Raw genomic sequence first — 24,385 nt, 5'->3', positions numbered from 1 at the left:
CAGGGCATGGCATCCGCCGTCACCCGGACGAGTACGCCGGCATTGCGGCCGGGGTCGGGGTCCACGCCGACGACGGGCTGCCCGGAGAGGTACTTCGCGACGTTGGCGACCAGTCCGTCCTGGCCGACTGCGACGACGACGTCCTCCGGGCTGAACAGGAAACGCGAAAGGTCGGCCCGATCGACCGCGCCGCGTCGCCAGTCGGCCGGGATGGCGGCGCTCACCTCGGTCAGCGCAGCGTCGAGCGCGTCGTGGCGCGCCTGCACCTCGTCCAGGCTGCGGCCGCGTTGGCGCAGGAAGTAGCCCGCTGCGCCACGCGTACCGTGCCGATCGAGGAGCTCGTCCAGCTCGCTGCGCCGGGAGACGACGACTACCCGGGGCGCGAGCGTGCCGTACGTCATCGGCTTTCCGCGCCGCCCGAGAGCTTGGCGAGCAGCTGAGTCAAGACGTCCGGCGTGATGGTGAGCGACTGGATGTCGGGCAGCTGCCCGGCGAACTCCTTCAGCGTCAACGATTGCAGTACGCCGGGCGGCAAGTCGCGATAGGCGTTCACCCGGGCGGCCTCCTTCTCCGCCTCGGCCAGCCCCACGACGCGTACGCCGTTGGCCCGTGCTTCGGCCAGCAGCTTCTCCTGCTCGGCCTGGGCCGTCGCCGCCACCCGCTCCCGTTCCGCCGCGCCCTGGGCGGCAGCGAGCTGAGCGGCCGCGTCGAGTTCGGCCTGCCGACGGGAGTTGGCCCCGTGCTGCTCCACGAGCTGCTGTTCCCGGCGGGCCAGCTCGATCTTGTTCTGCAGCTCGTTCTCGGCGATCGCACGCTCCTGCTCGACCGCTTGCGCGCGGCGGGCGTACGTGGCGCGGTCGGCCTCGGCCTGGACGGTTTCCCGCGTCGGCGTCTGGAGTGCCCGTTCGAGCTCCGGCTCCGGGCGGATGGCGACTACTCGGGCGCTCACGACGGCCACGCCGAGGTCGGCGAGCCGGGGGTCGTCGGCGAGCGCGGCCGACACCGCCTCGCGTACGGGGGAGATCCCGGCGGTCAGCGCCTCGGCCAGCGGCAACCGGGCGAGCAGGTCGAGCGCGGGCTGCTGGGCCAGTTCGGCCAGCAGCGTCGCGACCTGGTCGAGCGGCCGGGAACTGGCCTGGCCCGTCCGCGGGTTGATCGAGAAGTCGAGGCGGGACGCGGCCACCGCGGGAGTTTCCACCCGGTAGGTGACCGTCGCCTGGACGGTGATGTCGGTGAAGTCGGCTGTCCGCGCGTGGAACAGCAGGGGCAGCTCCCGGTCGTCGACCGGCACCTCGCTGAGGACCGCGGTGAGCGGGCGGTACCAGAACGACAGTCCGACGCCTTCCCGCTTCACCTTGCCCTTGGCGTGGTGGCGGACCCAGTTGGTCGGGGTGCTGCGCAGGTGCCGCAGAAAGAACCTGCGCGAGATGTCGGCCATGACTTCCCTTCCGGGACGACTTGGGATGAGGGGGTGCGCGCAGTGATGCTACTGAGCCGCCGCACGCTCCAGACGGCTGCGGCGGATCCGCATTCCGACTGTGGAGATCGGCCAAGCGCTGATCCAGAAGTAGGTCGCCCAGTCCGGGTTGAGGAAGGCGATCGGAATCGACAGGCCGAATGCGATGAGCAGCGCCGACGCGCCGAAGACCATGTTGCCGGGAGCCGTCGTGGGCGCGTCGTCGTTCCAGAGGCGCTGGCTGGTCGCCGTCCGCGCCATCAGGATCCAGACGACGGCCCACAGCACCATGACACAGGCGTAGAAGATCGGCCCGGCCGGATAGTCGCCCAACCCGGTCAGCACCTTGGTGGCGAACGGCATGAGGACGATCGCGAACAAGCCGACGATATTGAGCCAGATCATGCCGTAGGTCAACCGCGCGATCTGCTGGAACATCCGGTGGTGGTTGAACCACAGCGTCGCGATCACGGCGAAGCTGATCAGGAACGCCACGTAGTCCGAGCTCTCCTCCCCGAGCTGGTGGACCCAGTCCTCACCGCTCGGCACGGGCAGCTCGATGGCCAGCAGGGTCAGGGCGATGGCGATGACGGCGTCGGAGAAGAAGATGACGCGTTCCAGGCCATGGCCGGACTCGGGAGCAATCTTGGGGCGTTCGGTCACGGCGCCATTCTGGCGTACGCCACCGACAGGTGCGGCCCCCAGGTAGGTCCCAGGGGCCGCGTTGAGAACGGAACCTAGGCGACGCTCACCGCGGACCAGGCGGCCGCGACCGTGGCGTACTCGGTCGAACCGGCGCCGTAGAGGTCGGCGGCGGCGGACAGGGTCGCCGTGCGCGCGCCGCTGTACGCCGTGCGCGAGGTCATGTACACGGTCAGCGCTCGGTACCAGATCGCTCCGGCCTTGGCGTTGCCGATGCCGCTGATCGTCGCGCCGTTGCAGGTCGGGCTGGTGCCCCACGAGGAGGTGCCGCTGCCGACGGCCAGCAGGTAGAAGAAGTGGTTCGCGACACCCGACGAGTAGTGCACGTCGAGCCGCTTGACCGAGCTGGACCAGCAGTCGGCGGACGAACCGTCCTTGGACGGCTTGTCCATGTACCGCAGCGGTACGCCGGTGGTCCGCAGCTCCTCGCCGATGAGGTAGTCACCGGGGTCGTTGGCGTTGCCGGCGTAGAACTCCACCAGGGTGCCGAAGATGTCGCTGGTGGCCTCGTTGAGGCCACCGGACTCGCCGCTGTACCGCAGGCCCGCGGTGTTGCTCGTGACGCCGTGGCTCATCTCGTGCCCGGCCACGTCGAGCGAGGTCAGCGGGGTCCAGCCGGTCCCGCCGTCACCGTAGGTCATGCAGAAGCAGGAGTCGCTCCAGAACGCGTTCGTGTAGCCGCTGCTGTAGTGCACCCGGCTGTACGCGGCGACTCCGTCGTTGCGAATGCCGGTGCGGCCGAACGTGTTCTTGTAGTAGTCCCAAGTCATCGCCGCGCCGTAGTGGGCGTCGACCGCCGTGGAGTTGCGGTCGCTCAGCGTGCCGTTGCCGAAGACGTTGCTGGTCGAGGTGACCAACGTGCCGGTGCCCGACGTGCCGCCGAACAGGTCGTACGTCTTGTGCCCGCCCCGGGCGGAGTCGTTGAGCTGGTAGGTGCCGCCGCTGAGCACGGTGCCGACCGCGACGTCACCGTTGTGGAAGCCGTGACCCACGCCGTCGGTCTGGATCGCGTCCCACGAGTCGCGTACCGCGCCCGTCTTCGCGTCGACCAGCACGTGCAGTTCGCTGGGCGTCTTGTCGGCGGCGACCCCGCTCGCGACGACCTCGTACGCCAACGCGGTGTCGGCTCCGTCGGCGTCGACGACGAGCTGCGTACCGTCGACCCGGTATGACGCCGCCTTCGAAGCGCCGACGGCGGCGGCCGAGGCCTGGGCGGCCGACAGCGATGGCGTGGTGGACAGGGTCAGGCCACCGCGCAACGAGTGGCTGGCTCCCTTCCAGGAGTTGCCCTTGCCCAGGTGGACGACGGTGTCGCCACCCAGGACCGGGAGGCCCTGGTAGTACCGGTTGACGCGAACGTGCTCGGTGCCGTCGGCGTCGGTCTGCACGTTCCGCAGCGTGAACGACTGCCCGGCGCTGAACGCACCGGCGGCCGCGTGACTCTTCAGCTGGGCGACGGCCCGGCCGAACGGACTTGGGGCGGTAGGAGCGGCGATCGCCACCGGCGAAGTGGCGGCGAACAGCGCCACTCCGGCGACCGCGGCACCCAAGACGGGGGTGATCCGGCGGATGGACAAGGTTTCCTCCCTTGGTCAGGCGGACCGGGCCTGAGTTGTCTCGACACGGTCCGTCCGGGTTAGTCGTCGATGGGCCGGTAGGCCAGGACGGCTGAACAGAAGGATGCTCATATCGCGCAGGTTTGTAAATATGGCAATGAAAGAATTACTCTCCGTCACCTTCGCCGGGTTCCCGACAATCGGCGGCCTTCCGCAGTGTCGGTGCCGGGCATTAGGCTCGCCGCGCTGAGTAAGGCTGACGAAGACAGACGACAGAAGGCTGGTTGGCGACGATGGCCGTGGTACGGCGTACCGGCACGATTCCGCAGCAGGCTCCCGCGAAGGACGCCGCGCCGCAACAGATCCAGACGCCCGCCGACGCCGAGACGGCGGCGGTCCCGACGATGCCGGCGCACCTCTGGGCCTTCGGAGTCGGCTTGGCGCTGGTCGGTGGCGGCCTGCTCGCCGCCTGGGTGATCTGGTCGAACGGTCAGGTGAACACCTTCCGTGCCACCAGTGAGGGGTCCATCTTCGCCGGACTGGTGGTGGTCACCGCCGCCGTGGAGCGCGTACTGGAGCCGTTCACCCGATGGATGCCGGGCCGAGTCGCGCAACATCGTTACGACTGGGCGATGGCCGCGATGGAGAACGGCGCGGGCACCACCGCCGCTGCCGCCAAGGCCAAGGCCGACCTGGAGCAGGCCAAGGCGGACAAGGGCATCATCGCCTGGGGCCTCGCCACCGGCGTCGCCACGATCATGTCGGCCAGCGGCGGTTTCTACCTCCTGCACATGCTTGCGGAGAACCCGCAGTGGGACGCCGTTCCAGTGTGGATCGACTCGCTCATCACCGGCCTGATCGTGGGCAGCGGGACCAAGCCGCTGCACGACGTGATCAGCCGCGTCCAGCAGACCAAGGAGAAGGCGCAGCTCTCCTGAATCTCGGAAGGTCAGGCTAGACCTTGCGATTGCCGCGGAGCCAGCCCTTCCGCATCGGCGCGATGTCGGGTCCGCCCAACGACAGGGACTCGGAGATGACGGGGACCTCCCGGGTGACCTCGTCATACGCCGGCGCCGCTGGGCGTACCGCTGGATGGTCACGAGTGCGTTGCGCGGGCAGCGAGAGGGTCGCGGACGACGCCACCGCGGCGCTGGCTGAGGCGTGGAAAGGGCAGCGCGCCAGGTCCTTGGCGTTCTCGTCGAGATAGAAGTTGGGGCGCTGGTCGGCCTCGGCGTAGTAGCGGTGGAACACGGGCGTGACGCCGCCGGACAGCGGCGGCACGATCCACGACCAGTCGGCCGGGACCGCACGCCCGGCCTTCTCCTCCTTCGCGATGTGGGTGAGGAAATGCCGCGACTCCGTGTGATGGTCGGCGATCTTCACCCCGGCCCGCTCGAAGGACCACAACACCGCGCGATTCAGCTCCACCAGCGCACGATCGCGCCAGAGGCTGGACTCGCGGGTCGTGTCGAGGCCGAGCCGAGCCGCGACGATGGGCAGCTGGTCGTAGCGGTCGGCGTCGGCGAGGTTGCGCGCGCCGATCTCGGTGCCCATGTACCAGCCGGAGAAGGGCGCGAGCGGGTAGTGGACCCCGCCGATCGTCAGCCGCATGTTGCTGATCGCCGGCACGGCGTGCCAGCGCAGGCCCAGCTCGGCGAACCAGGGCAGCTCGGGATGGCTGAGCGGCACCTCCAGCACTGCGTACTCCGGCAGTTCGAACAAACGCGGCTCCTGGCCCGGCTCCTGCAGCACCAGCGGCAGGATGTCGAACGCGCTGTGCTTGCCCTTCCAGCCGAGCTCGGTGACCGCTTCGGTGAAGTCGGCGTACAGGGGATCGCCGATGCCGTCCCGATAGCCCGCGTAGCGGATGAGCTGCTCGTTCCACAGTAGAGTCCGCGGGCGGCCGGGCACCGCCTGCGGGAAGATCGAGATGACCGGCCGCAGGCGGCCGCGGTTCTTGCCCTTGCCTGCGGCCATCTCCAGGTGCTGGACGAGGTGCTCGGCGGTGGCGTCCACGCCGCTCACCCCGCGCAGATCGCGGACGACCAGGCTGTTCCAGTAGAGCCGGCCGATGCACCGGCTGGAGTTGCGCCAGGCCATCCGGGCTCCGTGGATCAGCTCCGCCCGCGTGTGCGCGTACGTGCCCAGGGCGTCGATCTGTTCGCGTACCTGCTCGACGCGGGCGGCCACAAGACGCGTGTCCAGGCCGAGCTTGGGTTGCTCGGCGTACAACCGCCGCAGGAAGTCTTCGGCCTCGTCCGGATCCGTTGGCTCGTTGTGGAACTGAGTGAGGGGGGCGTCGCGATAACCGGGGACCGGGGTCATCCGGTCATTTAAGGGTTACGATGCGTTGTCCTTGGCGGACAACTTGTGCGACTGATGCGTCCCGATTACCGCCGTTGCGAGGAGTACCTGCGCTAACGCGTAGGTGACCATCACCCAGATGTCCGGGCCCGGCAGATCGTGATCGGCCAGCCCGACCGCGATCAGGGTGTCGGACAAGACGAAGAACGCCCCGCCCAGTCCCGCGCGCAGGCCCAGGCGCGCGGAGGTCGCTCCCGTCGTGAAAAGCAGCAGCGAGTACGCCGCCACCGGGACCTGCAACGCGCCGAGATCGGGCCACAACCAGGCGATCAAACCGGCCCAGAGCAGCACATAGACGGGGACCACCCCGAGCCGGCGACGCCCGTGCCGGACGAAGTACGCGATGTAGCAGACGTGGGCGGCACCGAAGAACCCCATGCCGACGAGGAAGAGGAGGTCGGGCTCGGCGAACTGCAACGCCACGTCGCCCGCCGCCGACAACAGCAGGGCGGCGACCACGAGGCGCGGCCCCTTCCGCAGCCCGACGTAGAGCGCCAGCAGCGGCATGAGCAGCGGTTTGGTGGCCCATTCGGCCCAGGTCACGTCGAAGGCGGAGACTACGATGTGCGTCACCGCGAGGACGGCGTACACGACGAGGATCACTTGCCGGCTCCCTCGGACTCGGCCGGCGCCGACGGCTGCCAGCCCGGTCCGGCTTCGGGTTGCGGCTGCCAGCCCGGCCCGGCGAACAGCCGCCCGAGGCGCTCTCGCCAGGTACGCGCTGCCCGCAGATCCCGCCCGATCGCGGCGTACTCGTGGAAGGCGACTCGCAGCGGGTTGTAGGTCTCGATGTTCTTGGTCAGCCCGTACACCGGTCGTTCGGTCTCCGGGGCGAACGAGCCGAACAGCCGGTCCCAGACGATCAGGATGCCGCCGAAGTTGCGGTCGAGATAGCCACCCTGCGAAGCGTGGTGTACGCGATGATGCGACGGCGTGTTGAGCACGAACTCGAACGGCCGCGGCAGCTTGTCGATGCGCTCGGTGTGAATCCAGAACTGATAAACGAGGTTGACGGAGCTGCAGAAGGCGAGCACTGCCGGATGTACGCCGAGCGCGATCATCGGCAGATAGAACAGCCAGCTCGTGAATCCGGTCCACGGCTGCCGCAACGCGGTCGACAGGTTGAAGCGGCGGCTCGAATGGTGCACGACGTGCGACGCCCACAGTACGCGGATCACGTGGTGACTGCGGTGCGACCAGTAGTAGAAGAAGTCCTGGGCCAGCAGGCACACCAGAATCCACTGCCAGGAGACGGGCACCTCGAGCGGGGTCAGCAGATGGATCGCCGAGTACGCCAACGCCGGGACGATGCCCCAGAGCAGGTCGAAACCGAGACTGCCCAATCCCATGGACAGGCTGGCGGCGGTGTCCTTGGCGGCGTACCCGAGTTCGTCGTCGTCCGGATGCAGCCGGTACGAGATCGCTTCGAGCAGGGTCAGCAGGATGAACGCCGGGACGGACCAGAGCACGACGTCGGGCAGGTCGGGGACGGGCATGCGCGGATACTAGTGAGCAACTCTCGCGTTAGGAAGAGCCGCTCGGGGCTACAACCCCACCGAACTTCCGCTGATCATGAAGCGGTCAAGAGGAGAGGGCACCGTGCTCGACGCAGGTCGCCGACCACCCCGTCGGCACGACCTGCACCTTCATCCGCCGGCCGCACTGGGTGCAGTAGCGCGGCGGCTCCAACTCCAGCGCCGCCGCGCAGTCGACATGGGCCGGCTCGGTGGAAAGGGCGCGGCCGCACCTCCCGCAGAAACCGCTCATAGGGTCGCCGACAGCGCCTTGACCGGCATCTTCAGCTCGGCGAGCAGCTCCAGGTCCTGCGTCGCCGGGCGGCCCAGCGTCGTCAGGTAGTTGCCGACGATGACGGCGTTCACGCCGCCGAGCAGGCCGTCGCGCGTACCCAGGTCGCCCAGGGTGATCTCGCGGCCGCCCGCGTACCGGATGATCGTCCTCGGCATCGCGAGCCGGAAGGCGGCGATGGCGCGCAAGGCGTCCTTGGGGTCGAGGACCGGCTGGTCTTCCAGGGGTGTGCCCGGGCGCGGGTTGAGGAAGTTTAGCGGGACCTCGTGCGGGTCGAGCTCGGCGAGCTGGACCGCGAACTCCGCGCGTTGTTCGACGGTTTCGCCGAGGCCGAGGATGCCGCCGCAGCAGACCTCCATGCCGGAGTCGCGGACCATTTTGAGGGTGCCCCAGCGCTCTTCCCACGAGTGCGTGGTGACCACGTTCGGGAAGTACGTCCGGCAGGTCTCCAGGTTGTGGTTGTAGCGGTGGACGCCCATCTCCACCAGCTCGTCCACCTGCTCCTGGGTGAGCATGCCCAGGCTGGCCGCGACGTTGATGTCGACCGCTTCCTTGATCGCCTGCACGCCTTCGCGCATCTGCGCCATCAACCGGGCGTCGGGGCCGCGGACGGCCGCGACGATGCAGAACTCCGTCGCACCGGTGGCCGCGGTCTGCTTGGCCGCCTCGACCAGCGACGGGATGTCCAGCCAGACGGCCCGGACCGGGGAGGAGAAAAGCCCCGACTGGGAACAGAAGTGGCAGTCTTCCGGGCAGCCGCCCGTCTTCAGCGAGACGATGCCTTCGACCTCGACCTCCGGGCCGCACCAGCGCATGCGCACCTCGTGCGCGAGCTGCAGGGCGTCGGCGATGCGCTCGTCCGGCAGCCGCAGGATCTCCAGGACTGCGACCTCGTCGAGGCCGACGCCTCGATCGAGAACCTGCGCACGGGCGAACTCGAGGATGTCGGTCATGGCCGTACCCTACAAGGTGCCTTAACCATCGCTCACCTGGAAGGGGACCCGGGAAGTGTCCGACTGGCTGGCCACCCTGGCGCGCAAGGCCGAGCTGCGCGACAAGGCCGGTCTGCGGCGTGATCTCCGTCCCCGTCCGGCCGCCGATCCCGTGGTGGATCTCGCGGGCAACGACTACCTCGGGCTCTCCCGTCACCCGGAAGTGATCGCCGCGGCTGGTGCGGCGCTGGGTGCGTACGGTCTCGGCGCGACGGGTTCACGGCTTGTCCGGGGCACCACCGATCTGCACGCCGAGTTGGAAAAACAGCTGGCCGCGTGGATCGGCACGCCCGAAGTCCTCGTGTACTCGTCCGGTTATCTGGCGAATCTCGGCATCGTCCGGGCGCTCGTCACGCCGCAGACGACTCTGGTCGCCGACGAGCACGTGCACGCCAGCCTCATCGACGGGGGCCGGCTGTCCGGTGCGCGTACCGTGACGTATCGCCACGGCGATCCCGCTCACCTGGCCGAAGTGCTGCGCGACACCAAACGCGCCGTCGTCCTCACCGAGTCCGTCTTCTCCGTCGACGGCGACCTCGCCCCGCTCCGCGACCTGCACAAGGTCGCGCGGGAGCACGGCGCGCTGCTGCTCGTCGACGACGCGCACGGTCTCGGGGTGGTCGAGGACTCGACCGCCGGGCTCGCGGGGGAGGACGACGTGGTGATCACCGCCACGCTGTCCAAGGCTCTCGGTGGCGCGGGTGGTCTGGTCGCCGGACCGTCCGCGCTGGTCCGGCATCTGATCGACACCGGGCGCACGTTCATCTTCGACACCGCGCTTCCGCCGGCGGTCACGGCCGGGGTCCTCGCCGCCACCAGGATCGCGGTCACCTCGCCCGAGTTGCGGGTCGAGCTCCGTTCGCGCAGCTTGTACGCACACAGCAGGCTGGCCGACGCCGGTTTGCGCGTACGCCTGCCAGCTGGTGGCGTCGTCTCCGTGGAAGCACCGTCCGCAGAGCAGGCGGCGAGCTGGGCCTCCGCGTGCCGGCGTTCCGGGGTGGCGGTAGGGTGCTTCCGGCCACCGTCCACACCGGACCATGTGTCCCGGCTGCGCCTGACGGTCAACGTCGGAGTGCCCCGGGCGGCCTTCGAGCAAGCGCTGGAGAAAGTCGTAGAGGCAGCACCATGACCACCCCCTTGACCGGACCCCTCACCGGCGCCGTCATCGTCACCGGGACGGACACCGGCGTCGGCAAGACCGTCGTCACCGCCGCGATCGCCGCCTGCGCGACGGCGAGCGGACTGCGGGTGGCGGTCGTCAAACCGGGCCAGACCGGCGTCGATCCCGCGTACGGCGAGGTCTCCGACGAGGAGGTGGTGCGGCACTTGGCGGCTCCGGCCACCACCCGGACGCTGGCGTCGTACCCCGATCCGCTCGCTCCGCTCGCGGCGGCCCGGGTGGCGCAGCTGACCCCGCTCGACCTCTACACCGTGGTCGACGAGGTCAAACGGCAGGCGGCCGAGCACGACCTGGTCCTCGTCGAGGGCGCGGGCGGGCTGCTGGTCCCGATGGGCCCGCGGATCGCCGACATCCCCGGCGGCGGAGCTTGGACGGTCGCCGACCTCGCCGTGAGCCTGGGCGCTCCGGCCATCGTGGTCGCCCGGGCCGGACTGGGGACGCTGAACCACACGGCGCTGACGTTGGAGGCGCTCGACCGCCGGGGCGTGGCCGGCTTGGTGGTGCTCGGCGCCTGGCCGTCGGAGCCGGAGCTGGTCCATCTGACCAACCTCGACGATCTGCCCGGTGACCTGCATGGATTGCTCCCGGACGGGGCCGGCTCCATGGAACCGGGAGTGTTCCGGCGCAGTGCGCCGGGTTGGTTCACCGAGACGCTCTACGGCAGTTGCGACGACCCTCGGCTGCTCGCTGAGGACGATTACTGATCTTTTCTAATCGCCTCATCCAGTCGGGGCGTTTGCCGTAATTTGCCTGGTATGTGGCATTGGTTCAAGGAGTCGATGCAAGCTCATCCCGAGCTTGCCATCTTCCTGACCCTTGCCCTGGGTTTCACGATCGGCCGGCTGAAGATCAAGAGTGTCACCCTCGGCTCGGTCACCGGTACGCTGCTCGCCGGTGTGCTGGTCGGTCAGCTGGACATCCAGATCCCCGACCTGGTCAAGACGGTGGCCTTCATCGGCTTCCTGTTCGCCCTGGGCTACCGGGTCGGGCCGCAGTTCTTCGCCGCCTTGAAGAAGGACGGCATCCCGCAGCTCGTGATCGCGGTCGTCGGTTGTGTCTTCGGTCTGATCATCGCCTTCGCCATGGCGAAGATCATGGGATACGGACCGGGCTGGGGCGCCGGTCTGCTGGCGGGCGGACTGACCCAGTCGGCGGTGATCGGTGTCGCCACCGACGCGATCAACGGATCGTCGAGCATCCCCGACGACCAGAAGCAGACCTTCGTCAACCAGATCCCGGTCGGGTACGCCGTCTGCTACCTCTTCGGCACCGCGGCCGCGGCGTACTTCCTGTCGCAGTTGGCACCGCGGATGCTGGGCACGAAGGACCTGGTCGCCGAGTGTGCCGAGCTGGAGAAGAAGCTCGGGACGTTCAAGGACCCCGACAGCCAGCCGGCGTACCGGCAGGTGGTCCGCCGGACCTACCGGGTCTCGGAGGGCTCGGAGCTGGACGGCAGCACCGTTCAGGCGGAGGAGGAGCTGGCGCGCAGCCGGGGGCGCCGGATCTACCTCCAGCGCTATCGGCGGGGTGATCAACTGGCGTTCACCACGCCGGACACGGTGCTGCGAGCGGGTGACGTCGTCACGGTGACGGCGAACCACAGCGACTTCATTCACGGCGAGATGAACGCGGTGGGCACCGAGGTCGACGACACCGAACTGCTCGGCTACGACGTCGAGACGCTCTCGGTCGTCCTGCTGAACAAGAAGTTCGAGGGGCGTACGCTCGCCCAACTCGCCCAGGAGGACGAGGCGCGCAACCTCTTCGTGAAGAAGATCGTGCGGGCCGGCGTCGAGATCCCGTTCGGCCTGACGACCGTGCTGCACAAGGGCGACGAGATCGCCATCGAGGGCCCGAAGGAACTGGTCGAGAAGGCGGTGCCCGCGATCGGCAAGCCGAACCGGACCAGCGACGAGACCGACTATTCCTACATCGGCCTCGGCATCTTCCTCGGTGGCCTCATCGGTATTCCGACGGTGGCCATCGCGGGAGCGAACATCGGTCTCACCACCAGCGGCGGCGCGCTCATCATGGGCCTCATCTTCGGCTGGCTGCGGTCCCGCAACCCGTCCTTCGGCCGGTTCCCACCGGCCGCGGAGTGGCTGATGGACACCGGTGGCCTGTGCATGTTCGTGGGCATCGTCGGCATCCAGTCCGGGCCGGATTTCATCTCCGGCGTCAAGAGCGAGGGCCTGGGCCTGCTCTTCGCCGGGCTGGTGGTGACGCTGCTGCCGATGTTCCTGACCCTGTTCCTCGGCAAGTGGATCTACAAATGGCCCACCGCCACGAATCTGGGCTCGACCGCCGGAACGTTCACGACGACGGCGTCGATCGGGGCGGTGTGCGACGCGGCCAAGAGCCGGGTGCCGGTCCTCGGCTACACCGTCCCGTACGCGATCGGCAACACCTTGCTCACCATCTGGGGCACGGTCATCGTCGCCCTGTTGTCCTAAGTAGATACATCACGCGGGGGGAAGAGGAATGGCTACGTCGAGAGCCGAACAGAAGCGACTGGAGTCGCTCAGTCCGTTCGAGCTGAAGAACTCGCTGATCGAGCTCGCGAACGAGAACGTGAAGCTCGAAGCGGTCACGATGCTCAACGCGGGCCGGGGCAACCCGAACTGGATCGCGACCGAGCCCCGGGAGGCGTTCTTCCTCCTCGGCCGGTTCGGCATCGAAGAGTCCCGGCGTGACTGGGACGAGTGGGACGGCGTCGGCGGCATGCCGGCCAAGTCCGGGATCGCCCAGCGTTACAAGGCCTTCCTGCAGTCCAACCGGAACGAGCCCGGGGCGTCGCTCCTCCAGCGCAGCTTCGACTATGGCGTCAAGAAGCTGAAGTTCGACCCCGACGCGTACGCCTGGGAGCTGGCCGACGGAGTGATCGGCGATCACTATCCGGAGCCGGACCGGATGCTGACCCACATGGAGAAGGTCGTCCACGCGTACCTCGTCAAGGCGATGTGCGGCGGGAAGGCGCCCAAGCAGCCCTTCGACCTGTACGCCGTCGAGGGCGGGACGGCGGCGATGTGCTACCTGTTCGACTCGGCGCTGATCAACGGGATGCTGAACAAGGGCGACACGATCGCGATCATGACGCCGATCTTCACCCCGTACCTGGAGATCCCGCATCTGGAGCGCTACCAGTTCAACGTCGTCGAGCTGAAGGCGTCCCGATTCGACTCCGAGGGCTTCCACACCTGGCAGTACGACCCGAGTGAGCTGGACAAGCTGGCCGACCCGAAGGTCAAGGCGCTGTTCATGGTGAACCCGTCGAACCCGCCGTCGGTCGCGCTCTCCCAGGAGTCCCGTGAGCACATCAAGCGGATCACGGAAACCTCGAACCCGGGCCTGACGATCATCACCGACGACGTGTACGGCACCTTCGTCGACGGCTTCGAGTCGCTGATGTCGACGGTTCCCAAGAACACCATCGGGGTGTACTCGTTCAGCAAGTACTTCGGCTGCACCGGCTGGCGGCTCGGGGTCATCGCGGTCAACCGGGACAACATCTTCGAGGGCAAGCTGGCCAAGCTGCCGGCCAAGCGCAAGGCGCAGCTGAACGAGCGCTACTCGTCGATCACGCTGGAGCCGGAGAAGCTCAAGTTCATCGACCGCATCGTGGCCGACTCCCGGCAGGTGGCGCTGAACCACACCGCCGGGCTGTCGCTGCCGCAGCAGATTCAGATGGGTCTGTTCGCGCTCTTCGACCTCCTCGACGAGCAGGGCGCGTATCAGGAGGTCTGCCAGACGATCATCGCCCGGCGGCTGCACGCCCTGGTCAAGGGCATGGGAGTGAAGCTGCCGAAGGATCCGAACGCGGCGCACTACTACATCGAGCTGGACTTGATGAACTACGCCGAGCGCTATATCAGCCCTGAGTTCGCGACCTGGTTGGGGAAGAACTTCGAGCCGGTGGACCCGGTGTTCCGGCTGGCCGAGAAGGGCTCGGTCGTCCTGCTCAACGGCGGCGGCTTCGACGGACCCGAATGGAGCGTACGCGTCAGCCTGGCGAACCTCCGGTATGAGTCCTATCAGGACATCGGGAAGTGGCTCCGGGAGATCATGGAGGGCTACTACGCCGAGTTCCAGAAGGTGACCGGCGGCAAGACCGCAGCCAAGGCGGCCTCGAAGAAGGCGGCTCCCGCGAAGAAAGCGGTCGCGAAGGCGCCGGCGAAGAAGGCCGCCACCGCTACCGCGAAGAAGGCTCCCGCCAAGAAGGCGACGGCTAAGAAGACGACGGCCGGGAAGGCCACGGCCCGGGCCGGGTCGAAGCGGTGAAGGACTGGCTGACCGATCTCTTCAAGTCGGTCGACGGGCTGGTGCTCTTCGTCTGCCTGGCGCTCGGCTTCGCGATCGGAAAGATCAAGTTCTGGAAGATCTCGCTCGGCGGCGTCGCCGGTACGCTGATCGTCGCGATCTTCGTCGGCATGCTCGGCGTGACCCTCAACAGCCAGGTGAAGAACATCGCGTTCGCCATGTTCATCTTCACCCTCGGCTACATGAGCGGCCCGTCCTTCTTCGCCAGCCTCAACCGGGCCAGCCTGAAGTACGGCATCTTCACGCTCATCGAGGTGGTCACCATCTTGGTGGTCGTCGCGCTGGCGACCGTCATCCTCGGGCTGGACCAGGGCACCGCCGCCGGGCTGCTGGCCGGTGGTGCGACCGAATCGGCGGTGGTCGGTACCGCCACCGACGCCATCGGCAAACTCGACCTACCCGCTGATCAGATCAAGGTTCTGCAGGCCAACGTCGGTACGGCGTACTCGATCTCATACATCATGGGCCTGATCACGATCGTGCTGCTGACCAGCCAGATCGCCCCGGCGCTGATGCGGATCAACCTCCGCGACGAGGCCGAGAAGCTCTGGAAGAAACTGGGCGGCGGTTCGGACGAGGAGGGCGCGACCCCGGCGTTGCCGGACGTCGTGGGCCGGGCGCACGAGGTGACGATGGCGGCCGGGCAGACCGTGAGCCAAGTCGAGAACGTCCTCGGCACGGGTGTCGCGATCGAGCGCATCCAGCGGCAGGGTGAGTCGGTCGCGGTGCAGCCCGACACCCGGCTCACCTCCGGTGACCTCGTGTTGTTCAACGGCCGCCGGGAGAGCCTGCTGGACGCGGACCGGATCATCGGCCCGGAACGGGCCAGCGTGACCGGGTTCAACGTCGACCTCGACGTCCAGGAGGCGATCCTGACGGCGAAGGGTTACGGCGGCAAGACCCTGGGCGAGCTGCGCGAGTCGATCCCGACGGGCGAGCGCCACGGCGTCTTCCTCACCGGCATCACCCGGATGGACCACAACCTGCCGGTCCAGAACGGCACCCAGATCAACAGCGGTGACACGCTCAAGTTCACCGGCATGAAGAGCGACCTGAACAAGTTCGTCCCGCGCGTCGGCTTCAAGATCGATCCGGGCGTGAAGATGGACATCGTCTTCATCTCGATCGGCATCATCCTGGGCATGCTCATCGGCAAGATCGAGGTGCCGCTCGGCGACATCCCGCTCTCGCTCGGCACCGGCGGCGGCTGTCTGCTCTCCGGTCTGCTGTTCGGCTGGCTGCGGGCGAAGAACCCGAAGCACGGGCAGTACCACCCGGCGGCGGCCCAGGTCGTCAAGGACCTCGGCCTGGCCACCTTCATCTGCGCGGTGGGCCTGTCCTCGGGGCCGGAGGCGATCGACCTGATCAAGAAGTTCGGGTTCGCGCTGCCGATCTCCGGCATCCTGGTCACCCTGATCCCGGCCTCGATCTCGCTGTTCGTGGCCTGGAAGATCATGAAACTGCCCGCGCCGCTCACCCTGGGCGCGGTCGCTGGCCAGCAGTGTTCGACACCGGCGGCCACAGCGGTCCAGCAGGCGGCGGGCAACGCCACGCCCTTGATGAGCTACACCATCGTGTACGCCTTGTCGAACGTGGTGCTGCCGTTGATGGGTCCGATCGTGGTGGCCATGACGGGAGCGCTCAACTAACACCAGCAGTACGGAATGCGGGAGGCGACTGAGGGTCGCCTCCCGCTTCGCATAGTGATAGCGTCCCCGCGGATCTCGTTCGGGGGAGGACGTCCATGCGGCGAATCTGGATACCGGCGGTCAGCGCAGTGATTTGCGCGGTCGCGCTGGTGGGCTGCAAGCCGGCGGCACACGACGATGTCGCCGAAGGCCCGAGCGGAGCCGGCCCGAGCGCGGTCGACTCCAGCCAGTCGCAGCAGTCTCCGGTCGCCAAGCTCGCTCTCTCGGGGGAGAACTCGCCGACTCCCGCGGCGATCACCCGGCCGACGGGGACGGCCGTACCGCTGCCTCGGCGCAGCCCGACCAGGGTCTTCACCAATTCGCTGCCGGCCCGGACCGATCGCACCAACGTGCCGATCATCGTCGCCGACCAGACTCCGGTGACCGGTGCAGGCACCTTCGCCATCGCGACCGGTAACACCGGTGTCGTCGGTAACGGCGAGACCCTGGTGAAGTACCAGGTGGAAGTCGAGCAGGGCATCAACTGGGGCCGGGTCGCGCCGTGGACGGCGGCTGGTTTCGCCACCGCCGTAGACGGCATCCTCGGCAACGAGCGCGGCTGGATCGCCTCGGCGGCGCACCCGGTCACCGACCCGGCCGAGGGCATGAGCAACGAGTCCTGGTCCTTCCAGCGGGTCAGCGACGGGACTTACGGCGTACGTATCCGGCTCGCGACGCCCACCACTGTGGACAAGCTCTGCGGCTCGGCCGGGGTGGACACCGAGGGCGTGTACTCCTGCCGGTACGGCAAGAACATCCTGATCAACCTGCGCCGCTGGCTGTACGGCGCGGACGGCTTCACCGACATGCCGGCGTACCGGCAGATGGTGATCAGTCATGAGACCGGGCACTTCCTCGGGTTCAGTCACATGCTCTGCCCGGGTGCCGGTCAGCTCGCCCCGGTGATGCAGACCCAGACGATCGCCCTGAACGGCTGCCTGCCCAACCCGTACCCGTTCACTGAGGACGGACGTTTCGTGATGGGACCGTGGGCGCCGTCATGATCGGCGGCCGCTCCCGGTGATCTGGAACGTGTCCGGCATCCGGAAACTGAGGTTGTCGGGGCACCACGGCGCTCGGACGACCTCGGCGTACCGGAGCAGCCCGGCGGCTTCGGCGACCACGACGGCTGCCTCCATTCTGGACAGTTGAGCGCCGACGCAGCGATGCGCGCCCGCCCCGAAGGCTAGATGCCGCCGCGACCCCCGTTGGCCGGGCACGAAGTCGTGCGGTTCGGCGGTGATCGAGGGGTCTCGGCCGGCCTCGGCCAGCCACAACAGGATCGACGCCCCGGCCGGCACCTCGACGCCGCCGAGCGTCGCGGCGCGGGTGGCGACCCGCCGCCAGGTGGTGATCGGCGGGACGAGCCGCAGACCCTCCTCGACCACGTCGTCGACCCGCATCGAGCCGCGGGCGAGCCCGGCCAGCACCGCCGGTTCGGTCGTCAGCCGATGCAACAGCAGCGTCAGGAACTGTGACGTCGTCTCCTGCCCCGCGACGAGCAGGAAGAACAGCGCTCCTACGACGAGATCGGGGTCGCCGAGCGTGCGGAGCTCGGCGATCATGCCCTCGCCCTGCTCGGCATGCTTGCGCAGGACGGCGTGGTAATGCCCGACGATCTCGGCGAGGGCCAGCTGGCGGTCGAGATCCACGGGGGCCCAGAAGAGTTCGAGCGCTGCCCGGGAGAACTCCTTCACCACGCGTACGTCGTCGTCGGGGAGGTCGACGAGCCGGGCGAGTGCCAGCAACGGCAAGTCCGAGGTGAGGTCGGCGTACAGGTCGACGGGTTCACCCGACCGCAGCCGGATGGCCAGCGACGCAACCCGCCGCCGCACGATCCCGGTCAGCCAGGGTTGGAGGGCGGCCACCCGATGCGGGTGCAGCGCCTTCTCCACCAGTCCTCGGATCGCCGGATGGGACGGGGTGCCGTTGTTGGCGAGCGTCGGCGGCAGGCGGAACCCGTGCCCGGCCAGTACGCGTAGAGCCGCGACCGGAATCGGCGTCACCGCGTCGAGGGCGTTGTGGGGAGCGAAGGTCTCCGGATCGGCGAGCACTTGCCGCACAAGGGTGTGCGAGGAGACCAGAACGTGGCTGTCCCGGATCGCGACGGGGGAGTCCGCCGATGCTTCCCAGGTCCGAAACAGCACGTCACCGAGAGTATCTGGGGGGCGGGCATTGACAGCCGGAGGGCCGAACGGGTCTACTGACTCGCCAGTCAGTAAGCGCCACCGGCCGTGGTTGATCACGCGGTTGAGGGGTGCGCCACGCCGTCGATGGGGACCATAGGTTCATGATCAACTCTCAGTTGCCGGTGGAGCTCGTGGCGTTGACCGACGAGCAGCGTGACCTGCTCGATCTGTGCCGGGAGTTCGGCGCGCGCGAGATACGGCCGGTGGCCCGGGAGGTCGACGAGGCCGACACGGAGACCCCGTGGGACGTATGGCGAAAGGCCGCTGAGGCGGGGATCACCGACTTCATGCTGCCCACGGCGTACGGCGGAGGCGGTGCGACCGACGTCTTCACGCAGTGCCTCGTCCAAGAGGAGCTGGGCGCGGCCGACGCCGCCCTCGGCAACCTGCTGACCTCGAACGGGTTCTTCGCCGACCCGGTGCTCGAACTGGGCACCGAGGACCAGAAGGAGCGCTGGCTGCGGCCGCTGACCGGCCCGAACCCGCCGATGACGGCGCTGGCGGTGACCGAACCCGGCGTCGGCTCCGACTCCGCCGCGATCACCACCCGCGCCGAGCGTACGACCGGGGGCTATCGGCTGACCGGGCAGAAGGCCTGGATCTCCAACGGCGGAGTCGCCGAGTACTACGTGATCTTCGCCACCGTCGACGCGGCGAAGCGGGCCAAGGGCGTCACGGCGTTTCTCGTCACGAAGGATCGGCTCAGCTTCGGGCAGCCCATGAAGAAGATGGGGCAGCGAGCGATCATCAACACCGAGATCTTCCTCGACGACGTCTTCGTCCCTGAAGAAGATCGGCTCGGGGCGGAGGGCCAAGGCTTTCAGGGCTTGATGCGTACCTTCGAGATCTCGCGCACCGTGCTCGCGGCGTCGGCCACCGGCCTCGCCCGCGCCTGCCTCGACCTGGCCACGAGCTATGCGCGAGAACGCGTTCAGTTCGGCAAGCCGATCATCGAACACCAGGCCGTCGCCTTCCGGCTCGCCGACATGGCAACCAAGATCGAGGCGTCGCGGCTGCTCACTTGGCGGGCCGCGCGACGCCTCGACGCCGGGCTGCCCTGCGCCACCGAGTCCGCCATGGCGAAGCTGACCGCCAGCGAGACGGCCATGTTCTGCTCGTGGGCGGCCGTGCAGACGCTCGGCGGCTGGGGGTACTCGCGCGAGTACCTGGCCGAGAAGTGGATGCGCGACGCCAAGCTGGAGGAGATCGAGGAAGGCACCTCTGACATCCAGCGAATGATCATTGCCAGGTCGCTGCGGTGAACCCCCTTTTCGAACCCGATTCGATCGCCGTCTTCGGCGCCTCGGACAAGCCCGGCTCGTGGGGCCGTCAGCTGGCCGAAGGCGCTCTCCGGTCCGGTGTGGACGTTCAGCTGATCAACCTGCGGCCCGGGCAGCTGAAGACCATCGCGTTCACCGCGGCACCCGAGCGGCCGGTCGATCTCGCGGTGATCGCGGTGCCCGCTCCCGCCTTCCCGGCCGCGGTCGACACCGCTTTGGCCGCAGGCGCGCGGTCCGTCGTCGGGATCACCGCCGGCCTCGCCCCGTCCGTCGCGCTTCAGATCGCCCAAGTGGTACGCGATCAAGGTGCGGTCTTGCTCGGTCCCAATTGTCTGGGCGTCTACGACTCGCTGAGCGGCCTGAGTCTGCTGTGGGGTGAGCTGCCGGCCGGTGACGTCGCGCTCTTCTCGCAGAGCGGCAATCTCGCGCTGGAACTCGGTGCGATCGCGCGGCGTACGGGGTTGGGGTTCCGGCGGTTCGCGTCGCTGGGCGACGCGGCCGGACTCCGGGCGGTCGACCTGCTACCCCAGCACGGGGATGCCCGCGCGATCGCGCTCTACCTCGAAGACCTCAGCGACGGCCGGGCGCTCGTCGAACAAGCGGCGGCGATCGTCGACAGTGGAATCCCGGTGACCCTGCTGGCGGCGGGCCGGTCGGCGGTCGGGGCGGCCGCCGCGCGTACGCACACCGGTGCGCTCGCCGGAGATCACGCCGTACTGGCGGCTGCTTGCCGGGACGCGGGCATCCGCCTTGTGCGTACGCCGACCGAGCTGATCGAGGCGTGCCGCGTCGTCCCCCGCGTACGCGGTCGCCGGTTGGGCATCGTCGGCGACGGCGGCGGGCACGGCATCCTCGCGGCCGACCTGGCGATCGCGGCCGGACTGTCGGTGCCACGGCCGCCGGTGGACCTGGCCGGGGCGGGCGAGCGCGACCTGTCGGCGTACGCCGAAGCCGTCCGGAACCTGGCCGCCACTGGCGACGTCGACTGCGTGCTGCTCACGGGCTACTTCGGCGGCTACAGCGCCGACGACCCCGCGATGGCGGCGGCCGAACTCGAGGTGGCGTCCGTGATCGGTGCCTCCGGCGGCGATGTCCCCGTGGTGGCACACAGCTTCGCCGGGTTCCCGCCCACCGGACCGTCGGCGAGCGTACGCCGATTGACCGCGGCGGGCGTCCCGGTCTGGCCGGCCGTCGAGCATGCGATCGAAGCGGTCGCGCACGCGACGACTCCGCGGCAGGGCATGCCGGAGCTGCCGTCGACAGTGGATGAAGCGCCGTCGGGTGACTGGTATTTCGCGGGACGGGCGCTGCTGCCCGAGGTCGCCTTCGCCGCGGCCGAACGCGTACGCGACGCCGACGAGGCGGTCGCCGCCGCCGAGCGGATCGGATATCCGGTGGTGCTCAAGGTGTTGGGCCGGGCGCACAAGTCCGACGACGGCGGAGTCGTCCTCGGACTGCGAACCGCGGCCGAGGTGACCGCCGCGTTCGGCCGCGTTCCGGCCAGTCCGGCGTACGCCGTCGAACGGGAGCACGATCTCGCCGAGGGGATCGAGGTGCTGGTCGGCGCCCGGCGGGACCCCGGCTTCGGCCCGGTCGTCGTGGTGGGCGCGGGCGGTCTGCTCACGGAGGTACTGGGCGACTCCGTCGTCGCGTTGGCTCCCGTCGATGCGTACCGGGCCGAGGAGATGCTGCGCGACCTGCGGATCTTTCCGCTGCTAGCCGGACATCGCGGTCGGCCGGCGGTCGACGTGACTGCGTTGACCAGGGTGATCGTGGCGGTCTCCGAGGCCGTCTGCCGAACGGCCGGACTCGCGGCATTGGAACTCAACCCGGTACTCGTCACGCCGGACGGGGCTGTGGCGCTCGACTGTCATGGAGAAAATGTTTCATGACTCATACCCTGAGCCAGCCCGGCGCGGTGTGGATGACCGGCGGCGAAACGCTGGTCGCGAGCCTGGCCGCGCACAAAGTGGACACTGTCTTCGGCATACCCGGCACGCATAACCTGGAGATCTACCGGCATCTCGCGGCGGCGAAGATCCGGCACGTAACCACCCGGCACGAACAGGGGGCCGGCTACGCCGCCGACGGGTACGCCCGGACGTCAGGCCGGCCCGGGGTGGCTCTCGTCACGACCGGCCCGGCGCTGCTCAACATCACGGCGGCCTTGGCTCAGGCGTACTCCGACTCGGTTCCGGTGCTCGCCGTCTCACCGGGTATGCCGGTGCGCCATCCGCAGCGGGGAACCGGTCTGCTGCACGAGATGCGTGATCAGCGGGCCGCCCTGGCCAACATCGTGCGCTACTCGCATCGGGTGAGCAGTCACGCCGAACTGACCGAGGCGGTCGCCCAGATCTTCGCCGACTTCGCCGCCGAACGACCCCGGCCGGTGCACCTGGAGATCCCGCTCGACCTGCTGACCGAGAGCGCCGAGGTATGCCTCGCCCCGCCGTTGCGCGTAGCCCGCCGCCGCGCCGAGGAGGCGCAGATCATCCGGGCGGCGACGTTGCTGAACGGCGCCCGGCGGCCCGGCATCCTGGCCGGGGGTGGTGCCCGGGGCGCAGCCGCCCAGGTCGTCGCGATCGCCGAACTGCTCAGCTGTGGTGTGCTGACCACGGCCAACGGCAAGGGGATCATCCCGGAGACCCATCCGTTGAGCCTCGGTGCCGCCGCGCACCTGCCTGCCGCCGGTGAGTGGCTGGCCGACCGGGACGTCCTGCTGGCCATCGGCACGGAGATGGCGCCCAGCGACTTCTGGTACGAACCGCCGGCCCCGCGCGGTGACGTCATCCGGATCGACCTCGACCCCACCCAACTGCTCATCAACGCGCGCCCGGCGCTGCCGATCTGCGGCGACGCCACGGCCGCCCTCGAAGAACTCCTCCCGCTCCTGAAGCCCGAACACGAGATCGCCGAGGAGACCGCTGCTTTCGGCGTACAAGCGAAGATTCGTGCTCAAGCGCGCGCGGAGGGTGCGCGATGGACGGCCTGGATGGACGCGTTGGCCGCGGCTTTGCCCAAGCGCGCGCTGGTGCTCGCGGACAACGCGATGGCCGGGTATTACGGCGCGCTGGGCAACCTGCCGGTGCACGAGCCCGGCGCGTTCGGCTTTCCCACCGGCTTCGGAACGCTCGGGTACGCGCTGCCGGCGGCGATCGGCGCGAAGGTGGCGCGCCCGCGACGGCCGGTCGTGGCGTTGTGCGGCGACGGCGGCCTGATGTTCAGCTGCCAGGAGCTCGCGACGGCCGCCGCCGAGGGAATCGCCCTGCCGATCGTCGTCTTCGTCAACGGCGGATACGGCGAGATCCGGGCCGAGATGCGCGCGGCGTCGATCGACCCGGTCGGCGTCGACCTGCCGGTGCCGGACCTGATCGCGCTGGCGACCGCGCTCGGCGGCGCGGGATTCGCCGTACGCACCCCGGATGAGCTGCGCAGCCTGGTCAAGGCGAGCCTGGAGCACCCCGGGCCGACCCTGCTCGTGGTGGAGGAAGAGGTTCCGTAAGTGTCCTATCTGGAAGTCACCTGGACCGACGAGGTCACCGGCTGCCGCGGTTACCTGGTGGTGGATGCGCTGCGGCAAGGCGCGTCGAGCGGTGGCCTGCGCATGCGCGCGGGCTGCACCCTCGACGAGGTGCGCGACCTGGCCCGGGGGATGACCCTGAAGGAAGCCGTCGTCCGCGTGCCTGGCGACCGCTACCAGCCGTTCGGCGGCGGCAAAGGCGGCATCGACTGCTCGCCGCACCACCCCGACGCGCGGGGCGTGTTGCGCCGCTACCTCCAGGCGATGCGCCCGCTGCTGGAGACGATCTGGTCCACCGGCGAAGACCTCGGCGTACGCCAAGACGTGCTGGACGAACTGGCGGGCGAGATCGGGCTGCGCTCCACCATCGAGGCCGCCCTGCGGCGGCTGCCTGACCCGGAAGCCGGACTCGCCCAGGTCAAAGCCGGGTTCGCCGTCGACGTCGACGGGATCAGCCTGGCCGACCTCGTCGGCGGGTACGGCGTGGCGACCTGTGCGCTCACCGCTCTCGGCGTTTCCGCAGCCGGTTCGCGTGCGGTGATTCAAGGCTTCGGCTCGATGGGCGGGGCGACCGCTCGCTACCTCGCCCGGGCCGGCGTACGCGTCGTCGGGATCGCCGACGCCGACGGGCTCGTCGTGAACCCCTCGGGTCTCGACGTCGAGAACCTGCTGCGCCACCGGGACGGCTTCGGCCGGATCGACCGGTCCCGTCTTGCCCCCGGCGACGTCGTCTCGTCTTCCTCGTGGCTCGACCTCCCCTGCGACATCCTCGTGCCCGCCGCCGTCTCGTACGCCCTCACCGCCGAGAACGCTGCGGACGTGCGAGCCCGGTTGGTGGTGGAGGCGGCCAACGTCGCTACCACTCCTGACGCCGAGGCCTTGTTGCACGCGCGCGGAGTCGTGGTGGTTCCCGACTTTGTGGCGAACGTCGCAACCAACGCCTGGTGGTGGTGGACGCTTTTCGGCGACATCTCGCCGACCGCTGAGGCGGCGTACGCCAAGATCTCCTCCGTGCTCGGTTCGCTCACGCTCGCTACGCTCGCTCGCGCTTCGGCTGACGCGACGACGCTCCGTGTCGCCGCTACCGCGCTCGCGCGCGCCGCTGTGGACGGCGTTGAGTAGCGCCGCGCGGCGCGCTGGGTGCGCTCATGATCAGCGGAAGTTTTGTGGGGTTATAGCCCCGCGAAACTTCCGCTGATCATGGCGGTCGGCGGGCGCGCCCTGATCATGAACGGTGCGCGGCGGGGGTGAACGGTTCACCGGTAAGGTCGCGGGAGCGTACCGACCGCACTGTGGGACGTAGGCACGAGCGCTCCCGAGCGGGAATGGATCACG

General features: G+C 68.9%; 20 protein-coding genes and 1 pseudogene. 11 read left to right on the top strand and 10 right to left on the bottom strand.

The features are described from left to right. The 4 genes and pseudogenes from HOV77_RS28110 to HOV77_RS28095 all read right to left on the bottom strand — a co-directional run. Positions 1-401 (bottom strand): annotated as a pseudogene (locus HOV77_RS28110) (hypothetical protein); the annotation flags it as partial. After that, entirely contained in the window at positions 398-1,438 is a 1,041-nt protein-coding gene (locus tag HOV77_RS28105; protein ID WP_290866979.1) for an SPFH domain-containing protein, read from the bottom strand. The pseudogene HOV77_RS28110 and the gene HOV77_RS28105, both read right to left, overlap by 4 nt. A 48-nt stretch (positions 1,439-1,486) precedes the next feature. Next, positions 1,487-2,119 (bottom strand): TMEM175 family protein, encoded by a 633-nt coding sequence (locus HOV77_RS28100; protein ID WP_290866977.1) that lies wholly within the window; start codon positions 2,117-2,119, stop codon positions 1,487-1,489. Positions 2,120-2,193: 74 nt separating this feature from the next. Continuing rightward, positions 2,194-3,735 carry a M4 family metallopeptidase gene (locus HOV77_RS28095; RefSeq protein WP_290866974.1) on the bottom strand — a complete coding sequence of 514 codons (1,542 nt, stop codon included), beginning with the start codon at positions 3,733-3,735 and terminating at the stop codon, positions 2,194-2,196. Between the two features lie 263 nt (positions 3,736-3,998). On the opposite strand from HOV77_RS28095, the gene HOV77_RS28090 reads away from it, so the two are divergent. Then, positions 3,999-4,652 carry a hypothetical protein gene (locus tag HOV77_RS28090; protein WP_290866972.1) on the top strand — a complete coding sequence of 218 codons (654 nt, stop codon included), beginning with the start codon at positions 3,999-4,001 and terminating at the stop codon, positions 4,650-4,652. A 16-nt stretch (positions 4,653-4,668) separates the two neighbouring features. Here the strand turns inward: HOV77_RS28090 and HOV77_RS28085 are convergent, their stop codons facing one another. The 5 genes from HOV77_RS28085 to bioB form a co-directional block, all read right to left on the bottom strand. Then, the gene (locus HOV77_RS28085) at positions 4,669-6,039 is read right to left on the bottom strand and encodes a nitric oxide synthase oxygenase (protein ID WP_290866969.1); all 1,371 of its coding nucleotides are present in this window, start codon (positions 6,037-6,039) and stop codon (positions 4,669-4,671) included. Positions 6,040-6,054: 15 nt separating this feature from the next. Next, positions 6,055-6,681 carry a lysoplasmalogenase gene (locus tag HOV77_RS28080; RefSeq protein WP_290866967.1) on the bottom strand — a complete coding sequence of 209 codons (627 nt, stop codon included), beginning with the start codon at positions 6,679-6,681 and terminating at the stop codon, positions 6,055-6,057. Beyond that, positions 6,678-7,574, bottom strand: a complete 897-nt coding sequence (locus HOV77_RS28075; RefSeq protein ID WP_290866965.1) for a sterol desaturase family protein — start codon at positions 7,572-7,574, stop codon at positions 6,678-6,680. Before HOV77_RS28075 ends, HOV77_RS28080 begins: the two co-directional genes overlap by 4 nt. Positions 7,575-7,659: 85 nt before the next feature. Then, positions 7,660-7,845 (bottom strand): hypothetical protein, encoded by a 186-nt coding sequence (locus tag HOV77_RS28070; protein ID WP_290866963.1) that lies wholly within the window; start codon positions 7,843-7,845, stop codon positions 7,660-7,662. Continuing rightward, positions 7,842-8,837 carry a biotin synthase BioB gene (gene bioB / locus HOV77_RS28065; RefSeq protein ID WP_290866961.1) on the bottom strand — a complete coding sequence of 332 codons (996 nt, stop codon included), beginning with the start codon at positions 8,835-8,837 and terminating at the stop codon, positions 7,842-7,844. Before bioB ends, HOV77_RS28070 begins: the two co-directional genes overlap by 4 nt. 55 nt (positions 8,838-8,892) lie before the next feature. On the opposite strand from bioB, the gene HOV77_RS28060 reads away from it, so the two are divergent. From HOV77_RS28060 to HOV77_RS28035, 6 genes are all read left to right on the top strand, one after another. Further along, on the top strand, positions 8,893-10,005 hold the full coding sequence (locus HOV77_RS28060; RefSeq protein WP_290866959.1) for an 8-amino-7-oxononanoate synthase: 1,113 nt from the start codon (positions 8,893-8,895) through the stop codon (positions 10,003-10,005). After that, positions 10,002-10,760 carry a dethiobiotin synthase gene (gene bioD, locus HOV77_RS28055; protein ID WP_290866957.1) on the top strand — a complete coding sequence of 253 codons (759 nt, stop codon included), beginning with the start codon at positions 10,002-10,004 and terminating at the stop codon, positions 10,758-10,760. The genes HOV77_RS28060 and bioD overlap by 4 nt, the downstream gene beginning before the upstream one ends. Before the next feature lie 51 nt (positions 10,761-10,811). After that, complete coding sequence (aspT, locus tag HOV77_RS28050) at positions 10,812-12,509, top strand: aspartate-alanine antiporter (protein WP_290866954.1); 1,698 nt, start codon at positions 10,812-10,814, stop codon at positions 12,507-12,509. 28 nt (positions 12,510-12,537) lie between these two features. Beyond that, a complete protein-coding gene (locus tag HOV77_RS28045; RefSeq protein WP_290866952.1) occupies positions 12,538-14,334 on the top strand; it encodes a bifunctional aspartate transaminase/aspartate 4-decarboxylase in 1,797 nt (598 codons plus the stop codon). Continuing rightward, positions 14,331-16,022 carry an aspartate-alanine antiporter gene (aspT, locus tag HOV77_RS28040; protein ID WP_290866950.1) on the top strand — a complete coding sequence of 564 codons (1,692 nt, stop codon included), beginning with the start codon at positions 14,331-14,333 and terminating at the stop codon, positions 16,020-16,022. The genes HOV77_RS28045 and aspT (HOV77_RS28040) overlap by 4 nt, the downstream gene beginning before the upstream one ends. 95 nt (positions 16,023-16,117) lie before the next feature. Next, a complete protein-coding gene (locus HOV77_RS28035; protein ID WP_290866948.1) occupies positions 16,118-17,065 on the top strand; it encodes a DUF3152 domain-containing protein in 948 nt (315 codons plus the stop codon). On the opposite strand, the gene HOV77_RS28030 is transcribed toward HOV77_RS28035, so the two are convergent. Further along, positions 17,060-18,208: a cytochrome P450 gene (locus tag HOV77_RS28030; RefSeq protein WP_290866946.1), complete on the bottom strand. Its 1,149-nt coding sequence runs from the start codon at positions 18,206-18,208 to the stop codon at positions 17,060-17,062. The two genes, HOV77_RS28035 and HOV77_RS28030, sit on opposite strands and share 6 nt — an antisense overlap. A 143-nt stretch (positions 18,209-18,351) precedes the next feature. Here HOV77_RS28030 and HOV77_RS28025 point away from each other — a divergent pair, with 143 nt between their 5' ends. From HOV77_RS28025 to HOV77_RS28010, 4 genes are read left to right on the top strand one after another with little or no spacing between them, the layout of a single operon-like run. After that, on the top strand, positions 18,352-19,512 hold the full coding sequence (locus tag HOV77_RS28025) for an acyl-CoA dehydrogenase family protein (protein ID WP_290866944.1): 1,161 nt from the start codon (positions 18,352-18,354) through the stop codon (positions 19,510-19,512). After that, positions 19,509-21,422, top strand: coding sequence for an acetate--CoA ligase family protein (locus tag HOV77_RS28020; protein WP_290866941.1), 1,914 nt, complete (start codon positions 19,509-19,511; stop codon positions 21,420-21,422). The genes HOV77_RS28025 and HOV77_RS28020 overlap by 4 nt, the downstream gene beginning before the upstream one ends. Then, positions 21,419-23,032 (top strand): 5-guanidino-2-oxopentanoate decarboxylase, encoded by a 1,614-nt coding sequence (locus HOV77_RS28015; RefSeq protein WP_290866938.1) that lies wholly within the window; start codon positions 21,419-21,421, stop codon positions 23,030-23,032. Before HOV77_RS28020 ends, HOV77_RS28015 begins: the two co-directional genes overlap by 4 nt. After that, a complete protein-coding gene (locus HOV77_RS28010) occupies positions 23,033-24,172 on the top strand; it encodes a Glu/Leu/Phe/Val dehydrogenase dimerization domain-containing protein (RefSeq protein WP_290866935.1) in 1,140 nt (379 codons plus the stop codon). It begins immediately after the preceding gene. The last annotated feature ends 213 nt before the right edge of the window (positions 24,173-24,385 follow it).

This window comes from Hamadaea sp. (genome assembly GCF_013362815.1).
Lineage (GTDB): Bacteria > Actinomycetota > Actinomycetes > Mycobacteriales > Micromonosporaceae > Hamadaea.
Note: the sequence above shows the minus strand (reverse complement) of the source record. Positions and strands in the feature narration are given on the sequence as shown.

Coding starts and splice junctions, on each gene's coding strand:
- HOV77_RS28045 (WP_290866952.1), top strand. CDS start 12,538: ATGGCTACGTCGAGAGCCGAACAGAAGCGACTGGAGTCGCTCAGTCCG.
- HOV77_RS28070 (WP_290866963.1), bottom strand. CDS start 7,845: ATGAGCGGTTTCTGCGGGAGGTGCGGCCGCGCCCTTTCCACCGAGCCG.
- HOV77_RS28105 (WP_290866979.1), bottom strand. CDS start 1,438: ATGGCCGACATCTCGCGCAGGTTCTTTCTGCGGCACCTGCGCAGCACC.
- HOV77_RS28085 (WP_290866969.1), bottom strand. CDS start 6,039: ATGACCCCGGTCCCCGGTTATCGCGACGCCCCCCTCACTCAGTTCCAC.
- HOV77_RS28075 (WP_290866965.1), bottom strand. CDS start 7,574: ATGCCCGTCCCCGACCTGCCCGACGTCGTGCTCTGGTCCGTCCCGGCG.
- bioD (WP_290866957.1), top strand. CDS start 10,002: ATGACCACCCCCTTGACCGGACCCCTCACCGGCGCCGTCATCGTCACC.
- bioB (WP_290866961.1), bottom strand. CDS start 8,837: ATGACCGACATCCTCGAGTTCGCCCGTGCGCAGGTTCTCGATCGAGGC.
- aspT (WP_290866954.1), top strand. CDS start 10,812: ATGTGGCATTGGTTCAAGGAGTCGATGCAAGCTCATCCCGAGCTTGCC.
- HOV77_RS28035 (WP_290866948.1), top strand. CDS start 16,118: ATGCGGCGAATCTGGATACCGGCGGTCAGCGCAGTGATTTGCGCGGTC.
- HOV77_RS28025 (WP_290866944.1), top strand. CDS start 18,352: ATGATCAACTCTCAGTTGCCGGTGGAGCTCGTGGCGTTGACCGACGAG.
- HOV77_RS28015 (WP_290866938.1), top strand. CDS start 21,419: ATGACTCATACCCTGAGCCAGCCCGGCGCGGTGTGGATGACCGGCGGC.